The following is a 20,949-nucleotide window of genomic DNA, read 5'->3' as shown; positions in this document are numbered from 1 at the left end:
CTATGAAACCGTTAATTCAGGTACAGGCCGTGAGCCAGCGTTTTTCCACCGCCAGCGGTGAGTTTCTGGCGCTGCAAAATGTCTCTTTCGATATTCACGAAGGCGAAACCGTGAGTTTGATTGGCCACTCCGGCTGTGGTAAGTCGACGCTGCTGAACCTTATCGCCGGGATCACCCTGCCGACAGAAGGCGGGCTGATTTGCGATAACCGCGAAATCGCAGGCCCCGGGCCGGAGCGTGCGGTGGTCTTCCAGAACCACTCTCTGTTGCCGTGGCTGACCTGCTTCGACAACGTGGCGCTGGCGGTCGATCAGGTGTTCCGCCGCACCATGGGTAAGGCCGAGCGCAAGGAGTGGATTGAGCACAACCTTAATCGCGTGCAGATGGGCCACGCACTGCATAAGCGCCCGGGGGAGATCTCCGGTGGCATGAAGCAGCGTGTAGGCATTGCCCGCGCACTGGCAATGAAGCCGAAAGTGCTGCTGATGGATGAACCTTTCGGTGCGCTGGATGCGCTGACCCGCGCCCATTTGCAGGACTCGGTAATGCAAATTCAGCAGGAGCTGAATACCACCATCGTACTGATTACCCACGATGTGGATGAAGCGGTGCTGCTGTCCGACCGGGTTCTGATGATGACCAACGGCCCGGCGGCCACCGTCGGGGAGATCCTCAACGTTGATTTGCCGCGCCCGCGTAACCGGGTACAGCTTGCTGACGACAGTCGCTATCACCACATGCGCCAGCAGATCCTGCATTTCCTCTACGAAAAACAGCCGAAAGCGGCGTAACGAGGAGGCCACGATGCGTCTGGTCATTATCGGCAACGGCATGGCAGCAACACGACTGATCACCGCACTCTCGGAGCGCGCACCGGGCCGTTTTGTTATCACCGTCATCGGTGATGAGCCAGAACATGCCTATAACCGCATTCAGCTCTCTCCTGTGCTGGGTGGCGAGAAAGAGGCAGCGAAAATCCGTCTTCAGGATGACGAAAGTTATCGCGCACAGGGCGTGACGGTATTGCGTGGGGAAAAAGTCACAGCGGTGGATGTGGCAGGCCGTGAAATCCACACCCAGAGCCGGACGTTTCCGTGGGATGAGTTGGTTTTCGCTACCGGTTCCAGCCCCTTTGTGCCGGCGATCCCCGGCAACCAGGCGCCGCATGTTTTTACGTTTCGCACGCTGAAGGATACCCGCGCCATTCAGGGGATCGCAGGCCCGGCGGTGGTGTTGGGCGGTGGGGTGTTGGGCGTAGAGGCGGCCGCAGCGTTAGCGCTCTCAGGTGACAACGTCACGCTGGTGCATCGAGGGGAATGGCTAATGGAACAGCAGCTGGATCAGCAGGCTGGGGTTCTTCTGGAAGAAGTGCTGGCAGAGCGAGGGGTTCGCTGTGAACTGTCGTCCGGTATTACGGCGATTGCGGAGGATTCGGTCACGCTGGCGAATGGTCGTCAGATACCGGCAGCACGGGTGGTGATGGCCACTGGCGTTATCCCCAACAGCCGTCTTGCGAACGAGAGCGGTATTGCCTGCGCCAGAGGCATCCTGGTTAACCATCAAATGCAGACTTCCGTCCCACACGTCAGCGCGATTGGTGAGTGCTGCGAGATTGACGGCCAGACGTTTGGCCTGGTCGCCCCCTGTCTGGCGCACGCGGATATCCTCGCCGCGCGCCTGGCCGGGGAGACGCCTGCGGCATTGAGCCATCAAGACAGCGGGATGCGTCTCAAGGTGACCGGCGTGGAGTTGTTTAGCGCCGGGCGTGCCCGGGCGCTACCGGAGGATGTGGTCTGGAGTTCGTGGGATCCGCTGACCCGTCATTATCGCCGTTTGTTAATTCATCGCGGTGCCCTTGCAGGCGTGCTGCTGATGGGAGATTGCCGCAGCGCGGCAACATTTACCGATTTACTGGCAACGCCTGTTCCCGCACACGTGGACTGGCTGTTCGATCGTTTCACTACGCAACCGCAGGTTGCAGGACAGAAAGCTATGACAAAACCTACTCTGGTGGTGGTTGGGCACGGTATGGTCGGCCATCATTTTCTTGAGGATTGCGTAAACCGCAATCTGCATCAGCAATACCAGATTATCGTCTTTGGTGAAGAGCGTTATGCCGCCTATGACCGCGTACATCTTTCCGAGTATTTTGGCGGGCGCAGCGCAGAATCTCTCTCGCTGGTTGAGGGCGATTTCTTTGCCGACAACGGTATCGAACTACGTTTATCCCAGCAGGTAACCGCTATCGACCGGGAGTCCCGGGTGGTGCGCACCGCCAGCGGGCATGAAACCCACTGGGATAAACTGGTGCTGGCGACCGGCTCTTATCCCTTCGTGCCACCTGTTCCGGGTAACGACCTGAAAGGGTGCTTTGTCTACCGTACGCTCGACGATCTGGACAATATCGCGGCTCATGCCACGGGTTCCCACCGTGGGGTGGTGATCGGTGGCGGCCTGCTGGGGCTGGAAGCGGCAAATGCCCTGAAACAGCTCGGGCTTGAAACGCATGTGGTGGAATTCGCCCCGAATCTGATGGCGGTCCAGCTCGACAACGACGGCGCAACGATGCTGCGTAAAAAGATTGAAGCACTGGGCGTGGGTGTGCATACCAGCAAAGCGACGACGGAAATCGCTGCGACCGATGCAGGGCTGGTACTGCGCTTTGCCGATGGCGAACAGCTTGATACCGATATGGTGGTGTTCTCTGCGGGGATCCGTCCGCAGGATGTGCTGGCGCGCAGCAGTGGCCTGGCGGTGGGCGACCGCGGGGGGATCTGCATTGATGCCCGGTGCCAGACCTCCGATGAAAATGTGTTTGCTATCGGCGAATGCGCCCTGTGGGAGGGAAAAATTTTTGGCCTGGTGGCGCCGGGTTATCAGATGGCGCGCGTCGCGGCCGCCTGTCTGGCGGGCGAAGAGAAGAGCTTTACTGGCGCTGATATGAGCACCAAACTGAAGCTACTCGGGGTGGATGTTGCCTCGTTTGGCGATGCGCACGGCCGCACGCCGGGGGCGTTGAGCTACCAGTGGACTCATGGTCCGCAACAGATCTACAAGAAAATTGTCGTCAGCCACGACAGTAAAACGTTACTCGGCGGCGTGCTGGTGGGCGATGCCAGCGAATACGCCACCCTGGTGCAGATGATGCTGAACGGCATCAGCCTGCCAAAAGAGCCGGAAACGCTGATTTTACCGGCCGTTGCCGGCAGTGCGCCTAAAGCGCTCGGTGTGGCGGCGCTGCCAGAGAGTGCGCAGATTTGCTCATGCCATAACGTCAGCAAAGGCGACATCTGCCAGGCCGTCAGCGCCGGGGCAACGGATATCGGTGCCATCAAGCAGTGCACCAAAGCGGCCACCGGCTGCGGCGGCTGTAGCGCGCTGGTCAAACAGGTGATGGAGTACCAGCTTGCCGAGCAGGGCGTGGAGGTGAAAAAGGACATTTGCGAACACTTCCCGTACTCGCGTCAGGAGATTTATCACCTGGTACGGGTTAACCACATCCACACGTTCGATCAGCTGATTAGCCGCTACGGACAAGGGCACGGGTGCGAAATCTGTAAGCCGCTGGTGGGCTCTGTGCTGGCGTCCTGCTGGAACGAGTATCTGCTTAAGCCTGCGCATTTGCCGCTTCAGGACACCAACGATCGTTACTTCGCCAACATTCAGAAGGACGGGACCTATTCCATCGTGCCGCGAATGCCAGCCGGTGAAGTCACCGCCGACGGGCTGATCGCCATTGGCCAGATTGCAAAACGCTATCAGCTGTACAGCAAAATTACCGGCGGGCAGCGAATTGACCTGTTTGGTGCCACCCTCGAACAACTGCCGGAGATCTGGCAGGCGCTGGTGGAAGCAGGCTTTGAAACCGGGCACGCGTACGGCAAATCCCTGCGGACGGTGAAATCCTGCGTCGGCTCAACCTGGTGTCGCTACGGTGTGCAGGACTCCACCGGGCTTGCCGTCAGGCTGGAGCATCGCTACAAGGGGCTGCGCGCGCCGCATAAAATCAAAATGGCCGTCTCGGGCTGTACCCGCGAATGTGCGGAAGCCCAGAGCAAAGATGTCGGCGTTATCGCAACCGACAAAGGCTGGAATTTGTACCTGTGCGGGAACGGCGGCATGAAGCCTCGCCACGCTGACCTGTTCGCCAGCGATCTGGATGACGAGACGCTTATCCGCACGGTTGACCGTTTTCTGATGTTCTATATCCGCACCGCGGATCGTCTGCAACGTACCAGTACCTGGATGGATAACCTGGAGGGTGGCCTGGATTACCTTCGTGAGGTGATCCTGGACGACAGCCTGGGCATTGCCCACGAGCTCGAACAGGAGATGGCGCGGGTCGTGGATACTTATCAGTGCGAATGGCAAACCACACTTAACGATCCCGATCGTCTGGCGCTGTTCCGCACGGCGGTGAACGGTACGCCAACGGACGAGAATAAACGCTGGCAGGAAATCTGCGGCATTGATGACATTCCTGAGCAGGCGGGCATTGGCGCGACACTGGGCCGCAAACACATTGCGTTGTTCCGCTTTGGCAAAACTGTCTATGCCCTTGACGATCTCGAGCCAGGCAGCACGGCCCGCGTGCTTTCGCGCGGCATTCTGGGTGATGCGGGGGGCGAGCCTGTTGTGATTTCGCCGCTCTATAAGCAACGCATCCGTCTGCGCGACGGGCGCCAGGCTGAAAACGGTGAACCTGCCGTGCGCGCCTGGCCGGTGAAAATTGAAAACGGCAAGGTGTGGGTCGGAAACGAACAGCTGGTGATGCGCGCGGAGGCCTCATGAATGAAACCCGTACAACCTGTCCATACTGCGGCGTAGGATGCGGTGTCGTTGCCCGCGTAGAAGGCGGGACAGTGAACGTGCGGGGGGATGAAACCCATCCTGCGAATCTTGGGCGGCTTTGTGTTAAAGGCTCGGCGCTGGGTGAAACCACAGGATTAGCAGGACGGTTATTACGCCCTGTGGTGGATGGCGAAGAGACAACATGGCCGCAGGCACTGGACGTTGCGGGTGAGCGCCTGCGGGAGATCATTGAGACCTGGGGGCCGCAGGCGGTGGCGTTTTATGCCTCCGGCCAGCTGTTGACCGAGGATTACTATGCTGCCAATAAGCTGATGAAGGGATTTATCGGTGCGGCGAATATCGACACCAACTCGCGGCTGTGTATGTCGTCGGCGGTGGTGGGATACAAGCGTGCCTTTGGCGAAGATATCGTGCCGTGCAGTTACGATGACGTAGAAAACAGCGATCTGGTGGTGCTGGTAGGCTCGAACGCCGCATGGACGCACCCGGTGCTCTATCAGCGGCTGGTAAAGGCGCGCCAGCAGAATCCGGAGATGAAAGTGGTGGTTATCGATCCGCGTAAGACGGCCACCTGCGATATCGCCGATTTGCATCTGCCGTTACTCCCCGGCAGCGATGCCGGGTTGTTTGTCGGCCTGCTGAACAGGATTCAGGGGACAACGGAGTGGCCGCTCGCGCGGGTGGCAGAATTTTGCGGTTTGCCGGCAGAAGATGTCGGTAGGTTTTATGACTGGTTTATCACCGCGCCCCGGGCGATCACGCTCTACACCATGGGCATTAATCAGTCCTCCAGCGGCAGCGATAAATGCAACGCAATCATCAATGTCCATCTGGCCAGCGGGAAGTTCGCCCGGCCGGGCTGTGGCCCGTTTTCCCTGACCGGGCAACCCAACGCGATGGGGGGGCGAGAGGTGGGTGGGCTGGCGAATCAGCTGGCAGCGCATATGAATTTTGAACCGGATGACTTATCGCGCGTGGCACGCTTCTGGGGAACTGAACGGCTGGCGCAAACGCCGGGGCTGATGGCCGTAGAGTTGTTTGATGCTATCGCGCGCGGAGAGGTCAAAGCGGTGTGGATCATGGGGACGAACCCTGCCGTATCGCTGCCGGACAGCCACGCGGTATGTCAGGCGCTGGCATCCTGCCCGCTGGTGATTATCTCTGAGGTCATGCGTGACACGGATACCAGTCGCTTCGCCCATATCCAGTTTCCGGCGCTCGGCTGGGGAGAAAAGAATGGCACTGTCACCAACTCGGAGCGGCGCATCTCGCGGCAGCGCGCTTTTCTGCCCACGCCCGGAGAAGCCAGACCGGACTGGTGGATAATTGCCCAGGTGGCAAAACAGCTTGGCTACGCAGAGGCGTTTTCCTGGCAGCATCCGCAGGAGATTTTTTGTGAACATGCCGCGCTTTCTGCGTTTGAGAATGACGGAACGCGGGCCTTTAACCTGAAGGAGCTGGCTTCGCTGAGCCGCGAAGAGTGGGACGCGCTGGCTCCGTACCAGTGGGCAGCGGGGGATTTTCCGCATCGGAAGATAATCCCCGTGGAACCAGAAAAACACGGTGCTACGGTGGATGCGCTTTATCCGCTGCTGCTGAACAGCGGGCGTATCCGCGATCAGTGGCACACCATGACCCGCACCGGCTACGTACCGAGGCTGATGCAGCATATGGATGAGCCGCGCCTTGAAATAGGTGCAGAAGATGCTGCGCATTTTGCCCTGTGCGATGACCAGCTGGCACGCGTCAGTTCACCGCGTGGGGTGATGGTCGCCAGAGTGAAAATAAACAATGGTCAGCGGGCAGGTGAACTGTTTACCCCGATGCACTGGAATGGCTGTTTTGCCCGTCAGGGGAAGGTCAATGCTCTGGTGGAAGGGCGTTGCGATCCGCATTCAGGCCAGCCCGAAAGCAAGCAGACGGCGGTCAGAGTCATGCCCTGGCAGCCTGCCTGGCAGGGGGAGCTTTACGCCCGCGAGCTGCCGGAGTTACCGCCATCGGCCTACTGGTGGCGCAAAGCCGCGCAGGATGTGCAGCGCATTACTGTGGCTGGAGATAAATCGCTGCTGGAGTGGGTCATGGCGCACTGCACCGGGCAGGGCTGGCAGCTGCAAATTGCGCAGACCGGTGAGCGCAGCAGCGTGCTGGCCTGGCAGCAGGGTGAGTTGATGCTCGGTTTTTGGGAAGGAAAGACGCAGCCGGAACTGGCGCAGGCGTTTATTGAGGAGGCTTTTCGCACCGCGCCCGTGGAGCTGGCCGAGCGACATGCGATCCTGAACGGGCAGCGTCCGGGCGAACGGGTGGATCCGGGGCGCATTATCTGTAGCTGCTTTAGCGTGGGTGAAAATGCGATACGTGAGGCGATTGCTGAGGGGTGCGATTCAGCGGCAGCGTTGGGAGCGAAGCTGCGCTGTGGCACCAACTGCGGCTCTTGCGTGCCGGAGCTGAAAGGGTTGTGTAGAGTGACAGTGTAACGGTGTCGGGTGGCGGCTTTGCCTTACCCGACCTACAAATGCGCGTCGCCCGACGAAAATGTTCAGGATAATCCTGAAATTTCAGCTAAGACTGCATTTCACTGCTTATCGCGTTAACATAATAAGAGTTGATTCATAAACGCAGGTTCTTATTTACGACGTTGATGGCTGTATCGTCCCGCATTCGTTCGCTGTTTTTACTCCCCCTTTTTTCGGCCGGAGCCGTTTACGGTGCGCCGAATTCCTTTATCCAGCAGGCACAAAATCCCTTTGATAACAACGGTGATGGGCTGCCCGACCTCGGTCTGGCGGCACCGTCGTCTGCAAGAGAAAAGCATCTGGCGGAGATGGCAAAAGCATTCGGTGAAGCGAGCATGACCGATAACGGCCTGACGACCGGCGAGCAGGCCCGTCAGTTCGCCTTTGGCCAGGTGCGTGATGCGTTAAGCGGTGAAGTGAATCAGCAAATTGAAACCTGGCTCTCTCCCTGGGGTAACGCCAGTGTGGATTTGCTGGTGGACGAGGAGGGGAATTTCACCGGCAGCAGCGGGCGATGGTTTGTGCCCTGGCAGGATAATAACCGCTACCTGAGCTGGAGCCAGCTTGGGCTGACTCAACAGACGGACGGGCTGGTCAGCAATGCCGGTATTGGCCAACGCTGGCTGGCCGGGACCTGGCTGCTGGGTTACAACACCTTCTATGACAACCTGCTGGATGAAAACTTGCAGCGTGCGGGGCTGGGCGCTGAGGCCTGGGGAGAGAATTTACGTTTGTCGGCAAACTACTACCAGCCGTTTGCCAGCTGGCGCAACCACTCGGATGTCCAGGAGCAGCGCATGGCCCGTGGCTACGATGTTACGGCGAAAGCATGGCTGCCGTGGTTCCATCACCTGAACACCAGCGTCAGTTTTGAACAGTATTTTGGCGATAGCGTGGATCTGTTCAACAGCGGAACCGGCTACCACAACCCGATGGCGGTAAACCTGGGGCTGGATTATACCCCCGTGCCGTTGCTGACGTTTTCTGCCGCCCATAAGCAGGGTGAGAGCGGCGTCAGCCAGAACAATCTGGGCCTTAAGGTCAATTATCGTTTCGGGGTTCCGCTGGTTAAGCAGCTCTCTGCCGGTGAAGTGGCCGCCACACGTTCGCTGCGCGGCAGTCGTTACGATTCGCCAGAGCGGGATAACCTGCCGGTGATGGAGTTCCGCCAGCGTAAAACATTATCGGTGTATCTGGCGACACCACCCTGGGATCTGAAAGGGGGTGAAACGGTGATGCTGAAGCTGCAAGTGCGCAGTACCCACGGTATTCGCAAGCTGCACTGGCAGGGTGATACGCTGGCCCTTAGCCTGACGTCGCCGGCTAAAAATAACAGTAGCGATGGCTGGAGCGTCATTATGCCTGCCTGGAGCGAGCAGAGCGGCGCACGTAATAGCTGGAAATTATCGGTGGTGGTGGAAGATGAGGACGGGCAGCGTGTCTCTTCCAATGAGATCACGCTTGCTGTGGCACAACCGCTGGTGGCATTACCTAACGACGACCCACGCTGGAAGCTGCTGCCGGACGAATGAAATCAGAAGATACGTTCCTGATGTACCCAAACCGCCGCTTCAACGCGGGATTTTAATTTCATCTTCTTGAGCATATGTTTCACATGCACTTTGACCGTACTTTCGGTGATATCCAGACGGCGGGCGATCATTTTGTTTGGCAGACCCTGAGCAATCAGCTTGAGAATGTCACGCTCGCGTGGCGTTAGCTGGCTGACGTCGCGGTCAGAGGTGGCGCGGTTGGCGCGCAGGCTGGCGGCCAGCACTGGCGTTAAGGCTTCGCTCAGTACCATCTCACCGGCGGCGGCCTGTTGCAGCGCTTTGAGCAGATCTTCTGGCTCCATATCTTTCAGCAAATAGCCATCGGCACCCCGTTTCAGCGCGGTGACAACGTCCTCTTCATGATTCGAAACGCTGAATACCACCACCCGGCCAGACAGTGATTTTTCACGCAGTTTGTCGAGCGTTTCTAGACCGTTCATACCCGGCATATTGAGATCGAGCAGGATCAAATCAGGATCAAGCGATTCGGCAAGCTCAATACCCTGTTCGCCGTTGCTGGCTTCGCCAACCACCGTGATATCCGGTGCCATGCTGACAAGTTGCTTCACGCCTGTGCGCAGCATCGGATGGTCGTCAATCAACAGGATGGATGCCGGTTCCTGATTAGTCATGGTTTTCTCCTTGAGCAGTTATTTGGGGCTTTTCGGGAATAAAGGTGACCACTACCTCGGTGCCACCAGACTCTCCCCGGCGAACCTGGCAATCTCCGCGCAGGCTTTGTGCGCGATCTCGCATGATAATTAAACCATAGTGGTTACTTCTCTCGGCATTTTCCGGCACGCCGCAACCGTTATCCTGGACCGTAAGCTTCACCTGATTATTGTGCTGGCTGACGGTCACGGTTACTGCTGTCGCACCGGAATGTTTGAGCACGTTGCTCAGGGCTTCACGGGCGATTTGCAGTAAATGTATGGCCTGATGAGAGGGGACAAAACGCGGTGGAAGCTGGTAGTCAAGCTTCACCGGGAACCCCAGTCGGGCGCTAAATTCGTGGCAGCTGGACTCAAGTGCCGGGCGCAGGCCAGGCTCGGTCAACTGCAAACGGAAGGTGGTCAGCAGTTCGCGAAGCTGTACCCAGGAGGTATTCAGCTCGTTGCGGATCTGGCTGAGAAGCTGTTTGCTGCTTTCCGGCAGTCCGTCGTCCTGCATTTGCAGGCAACTGACCTGCATCTTCATACAGGAGAGCGACTGGGCAATGGAGTCATGAAGCTCGCGGGCAATGGTGGCGCGTTCTTCCATAACGATCAACTGCTGCTGTTTTTCCTGGTGGTGATCGAGCGCCAGTGTGGCGGCCAGCTGTTCAACCAGCGTGTCCACCAGCTGCTGCTGGTCATGGCTCAGGTGACGCCCCGCAGGCAGGGTGGCCAGCAAAATACCGTACTGTGTGTGGCCGTCCGTCAGACGCCATTTGAGCGTGGTCCCGCTGCCGGTCAGCGGCGGTAATCCGCGCGGGCAAAGATGGCAACCTTTATCATCGCAAGACATGTCCGACTGACAGGTAAACTCCTGATGATTTTCTTCATCTTCGATGTCGTAAACCCGCAGCTCCAGATCGTGCAGCAGGGTTAAATTTTGCAGGCCGTTCAGTACCGGCGAGAGGCGTTCACACAGGGGAACCTGCATATGCAGACGGCGATTGGCCTGCCATAAAAACGAGAGAATTTCGTTTTTCTGCTCAAGACCGGCTGTTTTCTCCTGGACGCGTTTTTCCAGCACCGCATAGCTTTCAGACAGCTCTTCCGACATGGTATTCAGCGCTTGTCCGAGCATCGCCATTTCATTGCGGCCGCTGATGTGGGTGCGCTGGGTAAAATCGCGTTGCGTGACCGCACGCGCCATCCCCAGCAGCTGTTTCCACGGGTTGAGCAACCGTGCACGCAGCCAGACGATGGTAAACACCAGCAGTAACGCCATAAATACCGCCATCACCCGATGGACGACGACCACCCGGTCAATACGGTGTTCGGTGGTCTGGTCGAACGAGGAGACCAGCATATCGATGCGCGAGACAAAACCGGCGACGTCCTGTGATACGGTGTCTGCACGTTGGGCGCTTTTCAGGTTGGGTTTCAGCTGCGAGTGCCAGTAGCCCTGGAGCGCCTTAAGCTGCGACTCTTGTCCGTCGCGGGTGGCGGCTCTTTCCAGTTCAGGGCTGAACGCCGTGCGCTCCATTTCGTCGATCAACGGCTGATCGTCCAGTGAAAGGGGCACAGCTGCCAGCAGGCGGTAACTCTGCATACGTAGCGAGCCTGCCTCGTTAATGGCATGTGCATTACCCTGCACACCCTGTACCAGCGAGCCAGAGATAGCCATGCCGGTCACACCGATAGCGGTGGACAGCAAGACAATCAGTGCCAACTGGTTAACGAGTGTCAGCGGGGATAAACATCTTTTTAACATAGGGTTGCCGGGCTCCTGACGTGGCCTGCTTGCAGGAATGGCGCTATTTTCATGCATACCCTGGAGTATACCCATACCAATAAAGGATTACCTCTAAATTGCCAGGTGGGTGATGTCTGGGGGGAAGGGAGTACGGGGAACCGTCAGTACCGTGAAAAACCACACCTTTTTTACCGGAAAAGCCTACTCACTTAGAGTAATGGCTTTTTTTTCGCCGCAAATCTGCCCACTTTTCCTTTGATTTATATCAACTTACCGTCGGCCTAAAACCCTAATGTTTGCAGCATCATTCGAGAATCAGAGGTGTCTATGAGTCACTCATCCGCCCCCGAAAGGGATAATGGTGCCGTAATTACAGAATGGCGTCCGGAAGATCCGGCGTTCTGGGAACAACGCGGCCACCGTGTAGCAAGTCGTAATCTGTGGATTTCTGTTCCGTGTCTGCTGTTGGCGTTTTGCGTATGGATGTTGTTTAGTGCAGTGGCGGTAAATCTGCCGAAAGTGGGTTTTACCTTTACAACCGATCAGCTGTTTATGTTGACCGCGCTGCCGTCGCTGTCGGGCGCGCTGCTGCGTGTTCCTTATGCGTTTATGGTGCCGGTGTTTGGCGGCCGTCGCTGGACGGCGTTCAGTACCGGGATCATGATCGTGCCGTGCGTGTGGCTCGGTTTTGCCGTGCAGGATACCTCTACACCGTTTAGCGTGTTCGTGATTATCTCTCTGCTGTGCGGTTTTGCTGGCGCAAACTTCGCCTCCAGCATGGCAAACATCAGTTTCTTCTTCCCGAAAGCGAAGCAGGGCGGTGCGCTGGGCATTAACGGCGGTCTGGGGAATATGGGCGTGAGCGTAATGCAGTTAATTGCACCGCTGGCGATCTCTGTGTCCATCTTTGCGGCGTTTGGCGGCGGCGGTGTGACGCAACCTGATGGTTCCTCTCTCTTCCTGCAAAACGCGGCATGGATCTGGGTACCGTTCCTGGTGATATTCACCCTGGCATCCTGGTTCTTTATGAACGACCTGTCAGCGTCGAAGGCTTCTCTGAGCGAACAGCTTCCGGTTCTGAAGCGTGGGCACCTGTGGGTGATGGCGCTGCTGTACCTGGCAACCTTCGGTTCATTCATTGGTTTCTCCGCAGGCTTCGCGATGCTGTCGAAAACGCAGTTCCCTGAAATTCAGATCCTGCACTTCGCCTTCTTCGGCCCGTTCATTGGCGCGTTGGCCCGTTCTGTTGGTGGGATGATCTCTGACCGTCTGGGCGGAACGCGCGTGACGCTGGTGAACTTTGTGGTGATGGCTATCTTCTGTGCGCTGCTGTTCCTGACGCTGCCAACCAACGGCCAGGGCGGCAACTTTACTGCATTCTTCGGCGTGTTTATGGTGCTGTTCCTGACGGCCGGGCTGGGTAGTGCCTCTACCTTCCAGATGATTTCGGTCATCTTCCGTAAGCTGACGATGGACCGCGTGAAAGCGCAGGGTGGCAACGAAGCGCAGGCCATGCGTGAAGCCGCGACCGATACCGCAGCGGCACTGGGCTTTATCTCTGCCATTGGCGCGATTGGTGGCTTCTTCATCCCGAAAGCGTTCGGTATTTCGCTTGACCTGACCGGCTCTCCGGCAGGGGCAATGAAAGTGTTCCTCGTATTCTATATCGCCTGCGTAGTGATTACGTGGCTGGTATATGGCCGTAATACCAAGAAAAATAAGTAAGTTTGATTATCCGTTTGCGCGGCCTTAGAGCCGCGCTTTTTTTGGGCTCTGAATAGTTACAACATACTGATAGGGGATTTACCTGTCGCCGCGAGTAACACTGTGATCTTCATCGCTTTACAGCCGTTTCTACCCCTTAATACCTAATATGTTAAAAAAAGCCGTACTGTTTGTACGATAAATCAATATTTTCCTTTTAAATCAATAAATTAAAAAATAGAAAATAATACCGCTTTGGTGGTATGTGCACTAATACCACCGCGCAGAGACCCCCTTTGCCTTGATCGTTATCAATTCCCGTCATCTATCAGAGCGTTACTTTCGCTGCAAATCAGCAATGTCGATTTAGAGAGCCACAGGCTCCACACAGGAGATACCCGATGAGCAAATTTTTGGACCGGTTTCGCTACTTCAAGCAGAAGGGCGAAACTTTTGCCGATGGGCACGGCCAGGTTCTGGAGACCAACCGGGACTGGGAAGACGGTTACCGCCAGCGTTGGCAGCATGACAAAGTCGTCCGTTCAACCCACGGCGTTAACTGTACTGGCTCGTGTAGCTGGAAGATTTTCGTAAAAAATGGTCTGGTAACCTGGGAAGTGCAGCAGACGGATTATCCGCGCACCCGCCCGGATTTGCCAAACCATGAACCGCGTGGCTGCCCGCGTGGTGCAAGCTACTCCTGGTATCTGTATAGTGCTAACCGCCTGAAATACCCGCTGATGCGTAAACGCCTGATGAAAATGTGGCGTGAAGCGAAAGTCCAGCACAGCGATCCGGTCGATGCCTGGGCCTCTATTATCGAGGACGCCGACAAAGCGAAAAGCTTCAAGCAGGCTCGCGGTCGCGGTGGATTCGTGCGTTCCTCCTGGAAAGAAGTGAACGAGCTGATTGCCGCCTCAAACGTCTACACCGTAAAAACCTACGGCCCGGACCGCGTAGCGGGCTTCTCGCCAATCCCGGCGATGTCGATGGTGTCCTACGCTTCTGGCGCGCGCTACCTCTCCCTGATTGGTGGTACCTGCCTGAGCTTCTACGACTGGTACTGCGACCTGCCGCCTGCATCTCCGCAGACATGGGGTGAGCAGACCGACGTTCCTGAATCGGCCGACTGGTATAACTCCAGCTACATTCTGGCGTGGGGTTCTAACGTTCCGCAGACCCGTACACCGGATGCTCACTTCTTTACTGAAGTGCGTTACAAAGGCACCAAGACTGTCGCCATTACCCCTGACTATGCAGAAATCGCCAAACTGTGCGACCTGTGGTTAGCACCAAAACAGGGCACCGATTCCGCGATGGCGCTGGCGATGGGCCACGTCATGCTGCGTGAGTTCCACCTCGATAAACCGAGCCAGTACTTCACTGACTACGTGCGTCGCTACACCGACTTCCCGATGCTGGTCATGCTGGAAGAGCGCGACGGCTACTATGCGGCAGGCCGTATGCTGCGCGCCGCCGACCTCGTGGACGCACTCGGTCAGGAAAACAACCCACAATGGAAAACCGTTGCCTGTAACAGCAATGGCGAGCTGGTGGCACCAAACGGATCTATCGGTTTCCGCTGGGGTGAAAAAGGGAAATGGAACCTTGAGCAGCGCGATGGTACCTCCGGTGAGGAAACTGACCTGCGCCTGAGTATGCTGGGCAGCCAGGATGAGATCGCTGATGTCGGATTCCCGTACTTCGGGGGCGAAGGTTCCGAGCACTTCAACAAAGTTGAGCTGCAAAACGTCTTAATGCACAAGCTGCCGGTCAAACGCCTGCAACTGGCGGATGGCTCCACGGCGCTGGTGACCACCGTTTACGACCTGACCATGGCCAACTACGGCCTGGAGCGCGGTCTGAATGATGAAAACTGCGCAACCAGCTATGACGAAGTTAAAGCGTACACCCCGGCCTGGGCAGAGCAGATTACTGGCGTACCTGCTGCACAGATCACCCGTATCGCACGCGAATTTGCGGAGAACGCCGACAAGACGCACGGTCGTTCGATGATCATCGTGGGTGCCGGTCTGAACCACTGGTATCACCTCGACATGAACTACCGCGGGCTGATCAACATGCTGATCTTCTGCGGTTGCGTTGGTCAGAGCGGCGGCGGCTGGGCACACTACGTGGGCCAGGAAAAACTGCGTCCACAGACGGGCTGGCAGCCACTGGCGTTTGCGCTTGACTGGCAGCGTCCGGCACGTCACATGAACAGTACCTCTTACTTCTATAACCACTCCAGCCAGTGGCGCTACGAAACCGTGGCCGCGCAGGAACTGCTGTCACCAATGGCGGATAAATCCCGCTACAGCGGTCATCTGATTGACTTCAACGTGCGTGCTGAACGTATGGGCTGGCTGCCGTCTGCTCCACAGCTGGGTACCAACCCGCTGCGTATCGCGGAAGAGGCGAAGAAAGCAGGCATGACGCCGGTGGATTACACCGTCAAATCCCTGAAAGAAGGCTCTATCCGTTTTGCGGCGGAACAGCCTGAAAACGGTAAAAACCATCCGCGTAACCTGTTCATCTGGCGCTCCAACCTGCTGGGTTCATCCGGTAAAGGCCATGAGTTCATGCTGAAGTATCTGCTCGGTACCGATCACGGTATCCAGGGGAAAGATCTCGGCAAGCAGGGCGGCGTGAAACCTGAAGAAGTGGAATGGAAAGACAACGGTCTGGACGGCAAACTGGATCTGGTGGTGACGCTGGACTTCCGTCTGTCGAGCACCTGCCTGTACTCCGACATTGTGCTGCCAACCGCGACCTGGTACGAAAAAGACGACATGAATACCTCGGATATGCATCCGTTTATTCATCCACTGTCTGCGGCCGTTGACCCGGCATGGGAATCCAAAAGCGACTGGGAGATCTACAAAGGCATCGCTGAGAAATTCTCCGAAGTGTGCGTAGGTCATCTGGGCAAAGAAACCGACGTGGTTACGCTGCCAATTCAGCACGACTCCGCTGCTGAACTGGCGCAGCCGCTGGACGTGAAGGACTGGAAAAAAGGCGAGTGTGATCTGATCCCGGGCGTTACTGCTCCGCACATCATCCCGGTTGAACGTGACTACCCGGCTACCTATGAGCGTTTTACCTCTATCGGCCCGCTGATGGAAAAAATCGGTAACGGCGGTAAAGGGATTGCCTGGAATACCCAGAGCGAAATGGATCTGCTGCGCAAGCTCAATTACACCAAAGCAGACGGCCCGGCAAAAGGCCAGCCAATGCTGAACACGGCGATTGATGCGGCAGAGATGATCCTGACTCTGGCACCGGAAACCAACGGTCAGGTGGCAGTGAAAGCCTGGGCCGCACTGAGTGAGTTTACCGGTCGTGACCACAAGCATCTGGCGCTCAACAAAGAAGACGAGAAGATCCGCTTCCGCGATATTCAGGCGCAGCCACGCAAAATTATCTCCAGCCCGACCTGGTCTGGCCTTGAAGATGAGCACGTGTCTTATAACGCCGGTTATACCAACGTTCACGAGCTGATCCCATGGCGCACCCTGACCGGTCGTCAGTCTCTGTATCAGGATCATCAGTGGATGCGCGATTTCGGTGAAAGTCTGCTGGTTTACCGTCCACCAATCGACACCCGTTCGGTGAAAGCGGTGATGGGCGAGAAATCCAACGGTAACCCGGAAAAAGCGCTGAACTTCCTGACGCCGCACCAGAAGTGGGGTATCCACTCCACCTACAGCGACAACCTGCTGATGCTGACTCTGGGCCGCGGTGGTCCGATTGTGTGGATGAGTGAAGCCGATGCCAAAGACCTGGGGATCGTGGATAACGACTGGATTGAAGTGTTCAACACCAACGGTTCATTGACAGCGCGTGCCGTTGTCAGCCAGCGTGTGCCAGCCGGTATGACCATGATGTACCACGCGCAGGAACGTATCGTGAACATTCCTGGCTCTGAAATTACCGAGCAACGCGGCGGTATACATAATTCGGTCACCCGTATTACGCCGAAACCAACCCATATGATTGGTGGCTATGCGCAGTTGGCCTACGGCTTTAACTACTACGGCACCGTGGGTTCTAACCGTGATGAGTTTGTGGTGGTTCGTAAGATGAAGAATATTAACTGGTTAGACGGCGAAGGTAATGACCAGGTACAGGAGAGCGTAAAATGAAAATTCGTTCACAAGTCGGCATGGTGCTGAATCTGGATAAGTGCATCGGCTGTCATACCTGCTCAGTCACCTGTAAAAACGTCTGGACCAGCCGTGAAGGTACCGAATACGCGTGGTTCAACAACGTTGAAACCAAGCCAGGTACCGGCTTCCCGACCAACTGGGAAGATCAGGAGAAATACAAGGGCGGGTGGATCCGCAAAATCAACGGTAAGATCCAGCCGCGCATGGGTAACCGTGCCATGCTGCTGGGTAAAATCTTTGCTAACCCGCATCTGCCGGGCATTGATGATTACTACGAGCCGTTTGATTTTGACTACCAGAACCTGCATAACGCCGCGGAAGGTAAACATCAGCCGATCGCACGCCCTCGCTCGCTGATCACCGGTCAGCGAATGAACAAGATCGAGAAAGGCCCGAACTGGGAAGACGATCTGGGCGGTGAGTTTGAGAAGCTGTCGAAAGACAAAAACTTCGAAAACATGCAGAAGGCGATGTACGGCCAGTTCGAAAACACCTTCATGATGTACCTGCCGCGTCTGTGCGAACACTGTCTGAACCCGGCGTGCGTGGCGACCTGTCCGAGCGGCGCCATCTACAAGCGCGAAGAAGACGGTATCGTACTGATCGACCAGGACAAGTGCCGCGGCTGGCGTATGTGTATCACCGGTTGCCCGTATAAAAAAATCTACTTCAACTGGAAGAGCGGTAAGTCAGAGAAGTGCATTTTCTGTTATCCACGTATCGAAGCAGGGATGCCGACTGTCTGTTCCGAAAGCTGCGTAGGTCGTATTCGTTACCTCGGCGTGTTGCTGTATGACGCGGATGCCATTGAAAGCGCAGCAAGCACTGAACACGAGAAAGATCTGTACCAGCGTCAGCTGGACGTGTTCCTCGAACCGAACGATCCGAAAGTGATTGAACAGGCGCTGAAAGATGGCGTACCGCAGAGCGTGATCGACGCCGCACAGCAGTCACCGGTGTACAAAATGGCGATGGACTGGAAGCTGGCTCTGCCGCTGCACCCGGAATACCGCACGCTGCCGATGGTGTGGTATGTGCCGCCTCTGTCACCGATTCAGTCTGCTGCGGATGCCGGTGAACTGGGCAGCAATGGCATTCTGCCGGATGTCGAAAGCCTGCGCATCCCGGTTCAGTATCTGGCAAACCTGCTGACTGCGGGTGATACCCAGCCGGTGGTGCTGGCACTGAAACGAATGCTGGCAATGCGTCACTTTAAACGCACCGAAACCGTGGACGGCGTAATTGATACCCGTGCACTGGAAGAAGTGGGTCTGACCGAAGCGCAGGCGCAGGAAATGTACCGCTATCTGGCGATTGCTAACTACGAAGACCGTTTCGTGGTACCAAGCAGCCACCGTGAACAGGCTCGTGAAGCCTTCCCGGAAAAAAGCGGTTGTGGCTTTACCTTCGGTGATGGTTGCCACGGTTCAGACACCAAATTTAACCTGTTTAACAGCCGTCGCATTGATGCAATGGATGTGACCAGCAAAACGGAGCCGCACCAATGATTGAACTCGTCATTGTTTCGCGTCTGCTCGAGTACCCGGATGCTGCGCTTGCGCAGCATCAACAGGAACTTTTCGATGCACTCGCGTCATCTGAAAACCTGGATAAAGAAGATGCCCAGAGCCTGGGCATTTTCCTGCGCGATCTGTTAGCGCGCGATCTTCTGGATGCACAGGCTGACTACAGCCAGCTGTTTGACCGTGGCCGTGCCACTTCACTCCTGCTGTTTGAACATGTTCATGGTGAATCCCGTGACCGGGGTCAGGCGATGGTCGACCTGATGGCGCAGTACGAGCAGCACGGTCTGCAACTCGACAGCCGCGAGCTGCCGGATCACCTGCCGCTGTACCTCGAATATCTGGCGCAGCTGCCAAAAGAAGAAGCGCTCGGCGGGTTGCAGGACATCGCCCCGATTCTGGCGCTGCTCAGTGCGCGTCTGCAACAGCGTGAGAGCCGCTATGCGGTGCTGTTCGACCTGCTGGTGAAACTGGCGAATGCGGCAGTCGATAGCGAGAAAGTGGCGGAAAAAATTGCCGATGAAGCTCGCGATGATACCCCGCAGGCGCTGGATGCGGTCTGGGAAGAAGAGCAGGTGAAATTCTTTGCTGACCAGAATTGCGGCGAGTCAGAAATCTCGGCTCACCAGCGTCGTTTTGCCGGAGCTGTTGCCCCGCAATATTTGAATATCTCTAACGGAGGACAGCAATAATGCACTTCCTGAATATGTTCTTCTTTGATATCTATCCGTATATTGCGGGCACCGTGTTCCTGGTGGGAAGCTGGCTGCGTTATGACTACGGTCAGTACACCTGGCGTGCGGCCTCCAGCCAGATGCTGGATCGAAAAGGGATGAACCTGGCTTCTAACCTGTTCCACATCGGGATCCTGGGCGTGATCGCAGGCCATGCATTCGGGATGTTGACGCCGCATTGGATGTATGAAGCCTGGTTGCCGCTGGAAGTGAAACAGAAGATGGCAATGTTTGGTGGTGGTGCTGCGGGCCTTATGTGTCTGGTTGGCGGCCTGTTGCTACTCAAACGCCGCCTCTTCAGTCCTCGCATTCGCGCTATCACAACCGCAGCAGATATTCTGGTGATGTCGGTACTGGTTATCCAGTGTGCGCTGGGTCTGCTGACCATTCCATTCTCTGCCCAACATATGGACGGCAGCGAAATGATGAAGCTGGTTGGCTGGGCGCAGTCTGTCGTGACCTTCCACGGCGGTGCGTCTGAACACCTGGACGGCGTGGCGTTTATCTTCCGCATGCACCTGGTACTGGGCATGACCCTGTTTGTGCTGTTCCCGTTCTCTCGTCTGGTGCACATCTGGAGCGTGCCGGTGGAGTACCTGACACGCAAATACCAGATTGTGCGTGCCCGCCGCTAGTTAGCTGTTTTGATACCAACCCCGCACTCGCGGGGTTTTTTTTCGCCCCAGCCCAGGTTGTTGCCCGCGGCGGCAACCAGGATCAGCGCGCCACCCGCCAGTTGCGGTGCAGTCAGCGAATGCCCGAAGACCAGATTATCAACCACAATCGCTACCACCGGGTAAATAAAGGAAAGGGAGCCGGTGACAGGGGTCGGGAGCTTCTGAATGGCGCTATAAAGCAGCTGATACATGATGCCGGTGTGCACAATCCCCAGCGTTAAGAGTATTCCCCACGGGAAATGCCCGGAAAGCGTTGGCATGTGCGCCAGTGGCAATAGCATAACCACCCCGGTTAATACCTGAATAAACGCAATATGTTGTGGCGCAATACTTCTGAGCTTGCGGGTGATAATGGCCGTCAGTGCATAGAAGAAGGCTGCACCAAGTGCCAGCGCAATACCGCTAAGCCAACCGGCTTCATGTTTGCCGGTCAGCTCGCCTGAGAGCAGAACCACCACGCCGCCGAAGGCCAGCAGGAGCCATCCCCATTTCGCCAGACTCACGCGTTCACCCAGTAGCATCCCCATCATCACCAGCATAAACGGCTGCGTGTTGTATACCACGGTCGACAGACCTATCGAGATGCGCGCGTAGGCGGCAAAAAGCAGCAGCCAGTTAACAACCAGCGCGATACCGCCGAGGATGGCCAGCCCCAGGGTAACTTTGGTTAACGGGCTAAAAGGCTGTTTACTGATACGGATAAAAAGAAAGAGAGCAACGGCGCCGATGAGGCAGCGCCAGAACACGACTTCTGTGACCGGTAAACCGGAGAGTAAAACAAAAGCTCCGATTGAACCGGAAATAAGCATCGCCAGGCTCATTTGCCAGACGCCTTTTTGTCTATCACCCATAATGCACCTC

Annotated in this window: 12 protein-coding genes; 9 read left to right on the top strand and 3 right to left on the bottom strand. The window is 56.7% G+C overall.

Annotated elements, in window-relative coordinates; all coding sequences use genetic code 11:
• Positions 1-2 precede the first annotated feature (2 nt).
• The 4 genes from M987_RS18120 to M987_RS18105 all read left to right on the top strand — a co-directional run bounded on the left by M987_RS18120 (position 3) and on the right by M987_RS18105 (position 8,857).
• Positions 3-791 (top strand): ABC transporter ATP-binding protein, encoded by a 789-nt coding sequence (locus M987_RS18120; protein WP_014070560.1) that lies wholly within the window; start codon positions 3-5, stop codon positions 789-791.
• Positions 792-804: 13 nt separating this feature from the next.
• Positions 805-4,791, top strand: coding sequence for a nitrite reductase large subunit NirB (gene nirB / locus M987_RS18115; RefSeq protein WP_014070559.1), 3,987 nt, complete (start codon positions 805-807; stop codon positions 4,789-4,791).
• Positions 4,788-7,286, top strand: coding sequence for a nitrate reductase (locus M987_RS18110; RefSeq protein ID WP_014070558.1), 2,499 nt, complete (start codon positions 4,788-4,790; stop codon positions 7,284-7,286). Before nirB ends, M987_RS18110 begins: the two co-directional genes overlap by 4 nt.
• A 164-nt stretch (positions 7,287-7,450) precedes the next feature.
• Positions 7,451-8,857, top strand: a complete 1,407-nt coding sequence (locus M987_RS18105) for a YchO/YchP family invasin (protein ID WP_014070557.1) — start codon at positions 7,451-7,453, stop codon at positions 8,855-8,857.
• 2 nt (positions 8,858-8,859) lie between these two features.
• Here the strand turns inward: M987_RS18105 and narL are convergent, their stop codons facing one another.
• Entirely contained in the window at positions 8,860-9,510 is a 651-nt protein-coding gene (gene narL, locus M987_RS18100) for a two-component system response regulator NarL (protein ID WP_003856701.1), read from the bottom strand.
• Positions 9,503-11,299, bottom strand: coding sequence for a nitrate/nitrite two-component system sensor histidine kinase NarX (gene narX / locus M987_RS18095; protein ID WP_014070556.1), 1,797 nt, complete (start codon positions 11,297-11,299; stop codon positions 9,503-9,505). Before narX ends, narL begins: the two co-directional genes overlap by 8 nt.
• 309 nt (positions 11,300-11,608) lie before the next feature.
• Here narX and M987_RS18090 point away from each other — a divergent pair, with 309 nt between their 5' ends.
• The 5 genes from M987_RS18090 to narI all read left to right on the top strand — a co-directional run bounded on the left by M987_RS18090 (position 11,609) and on the right by narI (position 20,046).
• Positions 11,609-13,006 carry a NarK family nitrate/nitrite MFS transporter gene (locus M987_RS18090; RefSeq protein WP_014070555.1) on the top strand — a complete coding sequence of 466 codons (1,398 nt, stop codon included), beginning with the start codon at positions 11,609-11,611 and terminating at the stop codon, positions 13,004-13,006.
• A 380-nt stretch (positions 13,007-13,386) separates the two neighbouring features.
• Complete coding sequence (locus tag M987_RS18085; protein WP_014070554.1) at positions 13,387-17,130, top strand: nitrate reductase subunit alpha; 3,744 nt, start codon at positions 13,387-13,389, stop codon at positions 17,128-17,130.
• On the top strand, positions 17,127-18,662 hold the full coding sequence (gene narH / locus M987_RS18080) for a nitrate reductase subunit beta (RefSeq protein ID WP_014070553.1): 1,536 nt from the start codon (positions 17,127-17,129) through the stop codon (positions 18,660-18,662). Before M987_RS18085 ends, narH begins: the two co-directional genes overlap by 4 nt.
• Positions 18,659-19,369 (top strand): nitrate reductase molybdenum cofactor assembly chaperone, encoded by a 711-nt coding sequence (gene narJ / locus M987_RS18075; RefSeq protein WP_014070552.1) that lies wholly within the window; start codon positions 18,659-18,661, stop codon positions 19,367-19,369. The genes narH and narJ overlap by 4 nt, the downstream gene beginning before the upstream one ends.
• Positions 19,369-20,046 carry a respiratory nitrate reductase subunit gamma gene (narI, locus tag M987_RS18070; RefSeq protein WP_014070551.1) on the top strand — a complete coding sequence of 226 codons (678 nt, stop codon included), beginning with the start codon at positions 19,369-19,371 and terminating at the stop codon, positions 20,044-20,046. The genes narJ and narI overlap by 1 nt, the downstream gene beginning before the upstream one ends.
• Here narI and M987_RS18065 read toward each other — a convergent pair.
• Complete coding sequence (locus M987_RS18065) at positions 20,043-20,939, bottom strand: DMT family transporter (protein ID WP_014070550.1); 897 nt, start codon at positions 20,937-20,939, stop codon at positions 20,043-20,045. The two genes, narI and M987_RS18065, sit on opposite strands and share 4 nt — an antisense overlap.
• Positions 20,940-20,949: the final 10 nt, after the last annotated feature.

Source organism: Enterobacter soli ATCC BAA-2102 (genome assembly GCF_001654845.1).
Classification (GTDB): domain Bacteria; phylum Pseudomonadota; class Gammaproteobacteria; order Enterobacterales; family Enterobacteriaceae; genus Enterobacter; species Enterobacter soli.
This window is presented reverse-complemented; position numbering and strand designations above follow the sequence as displayed.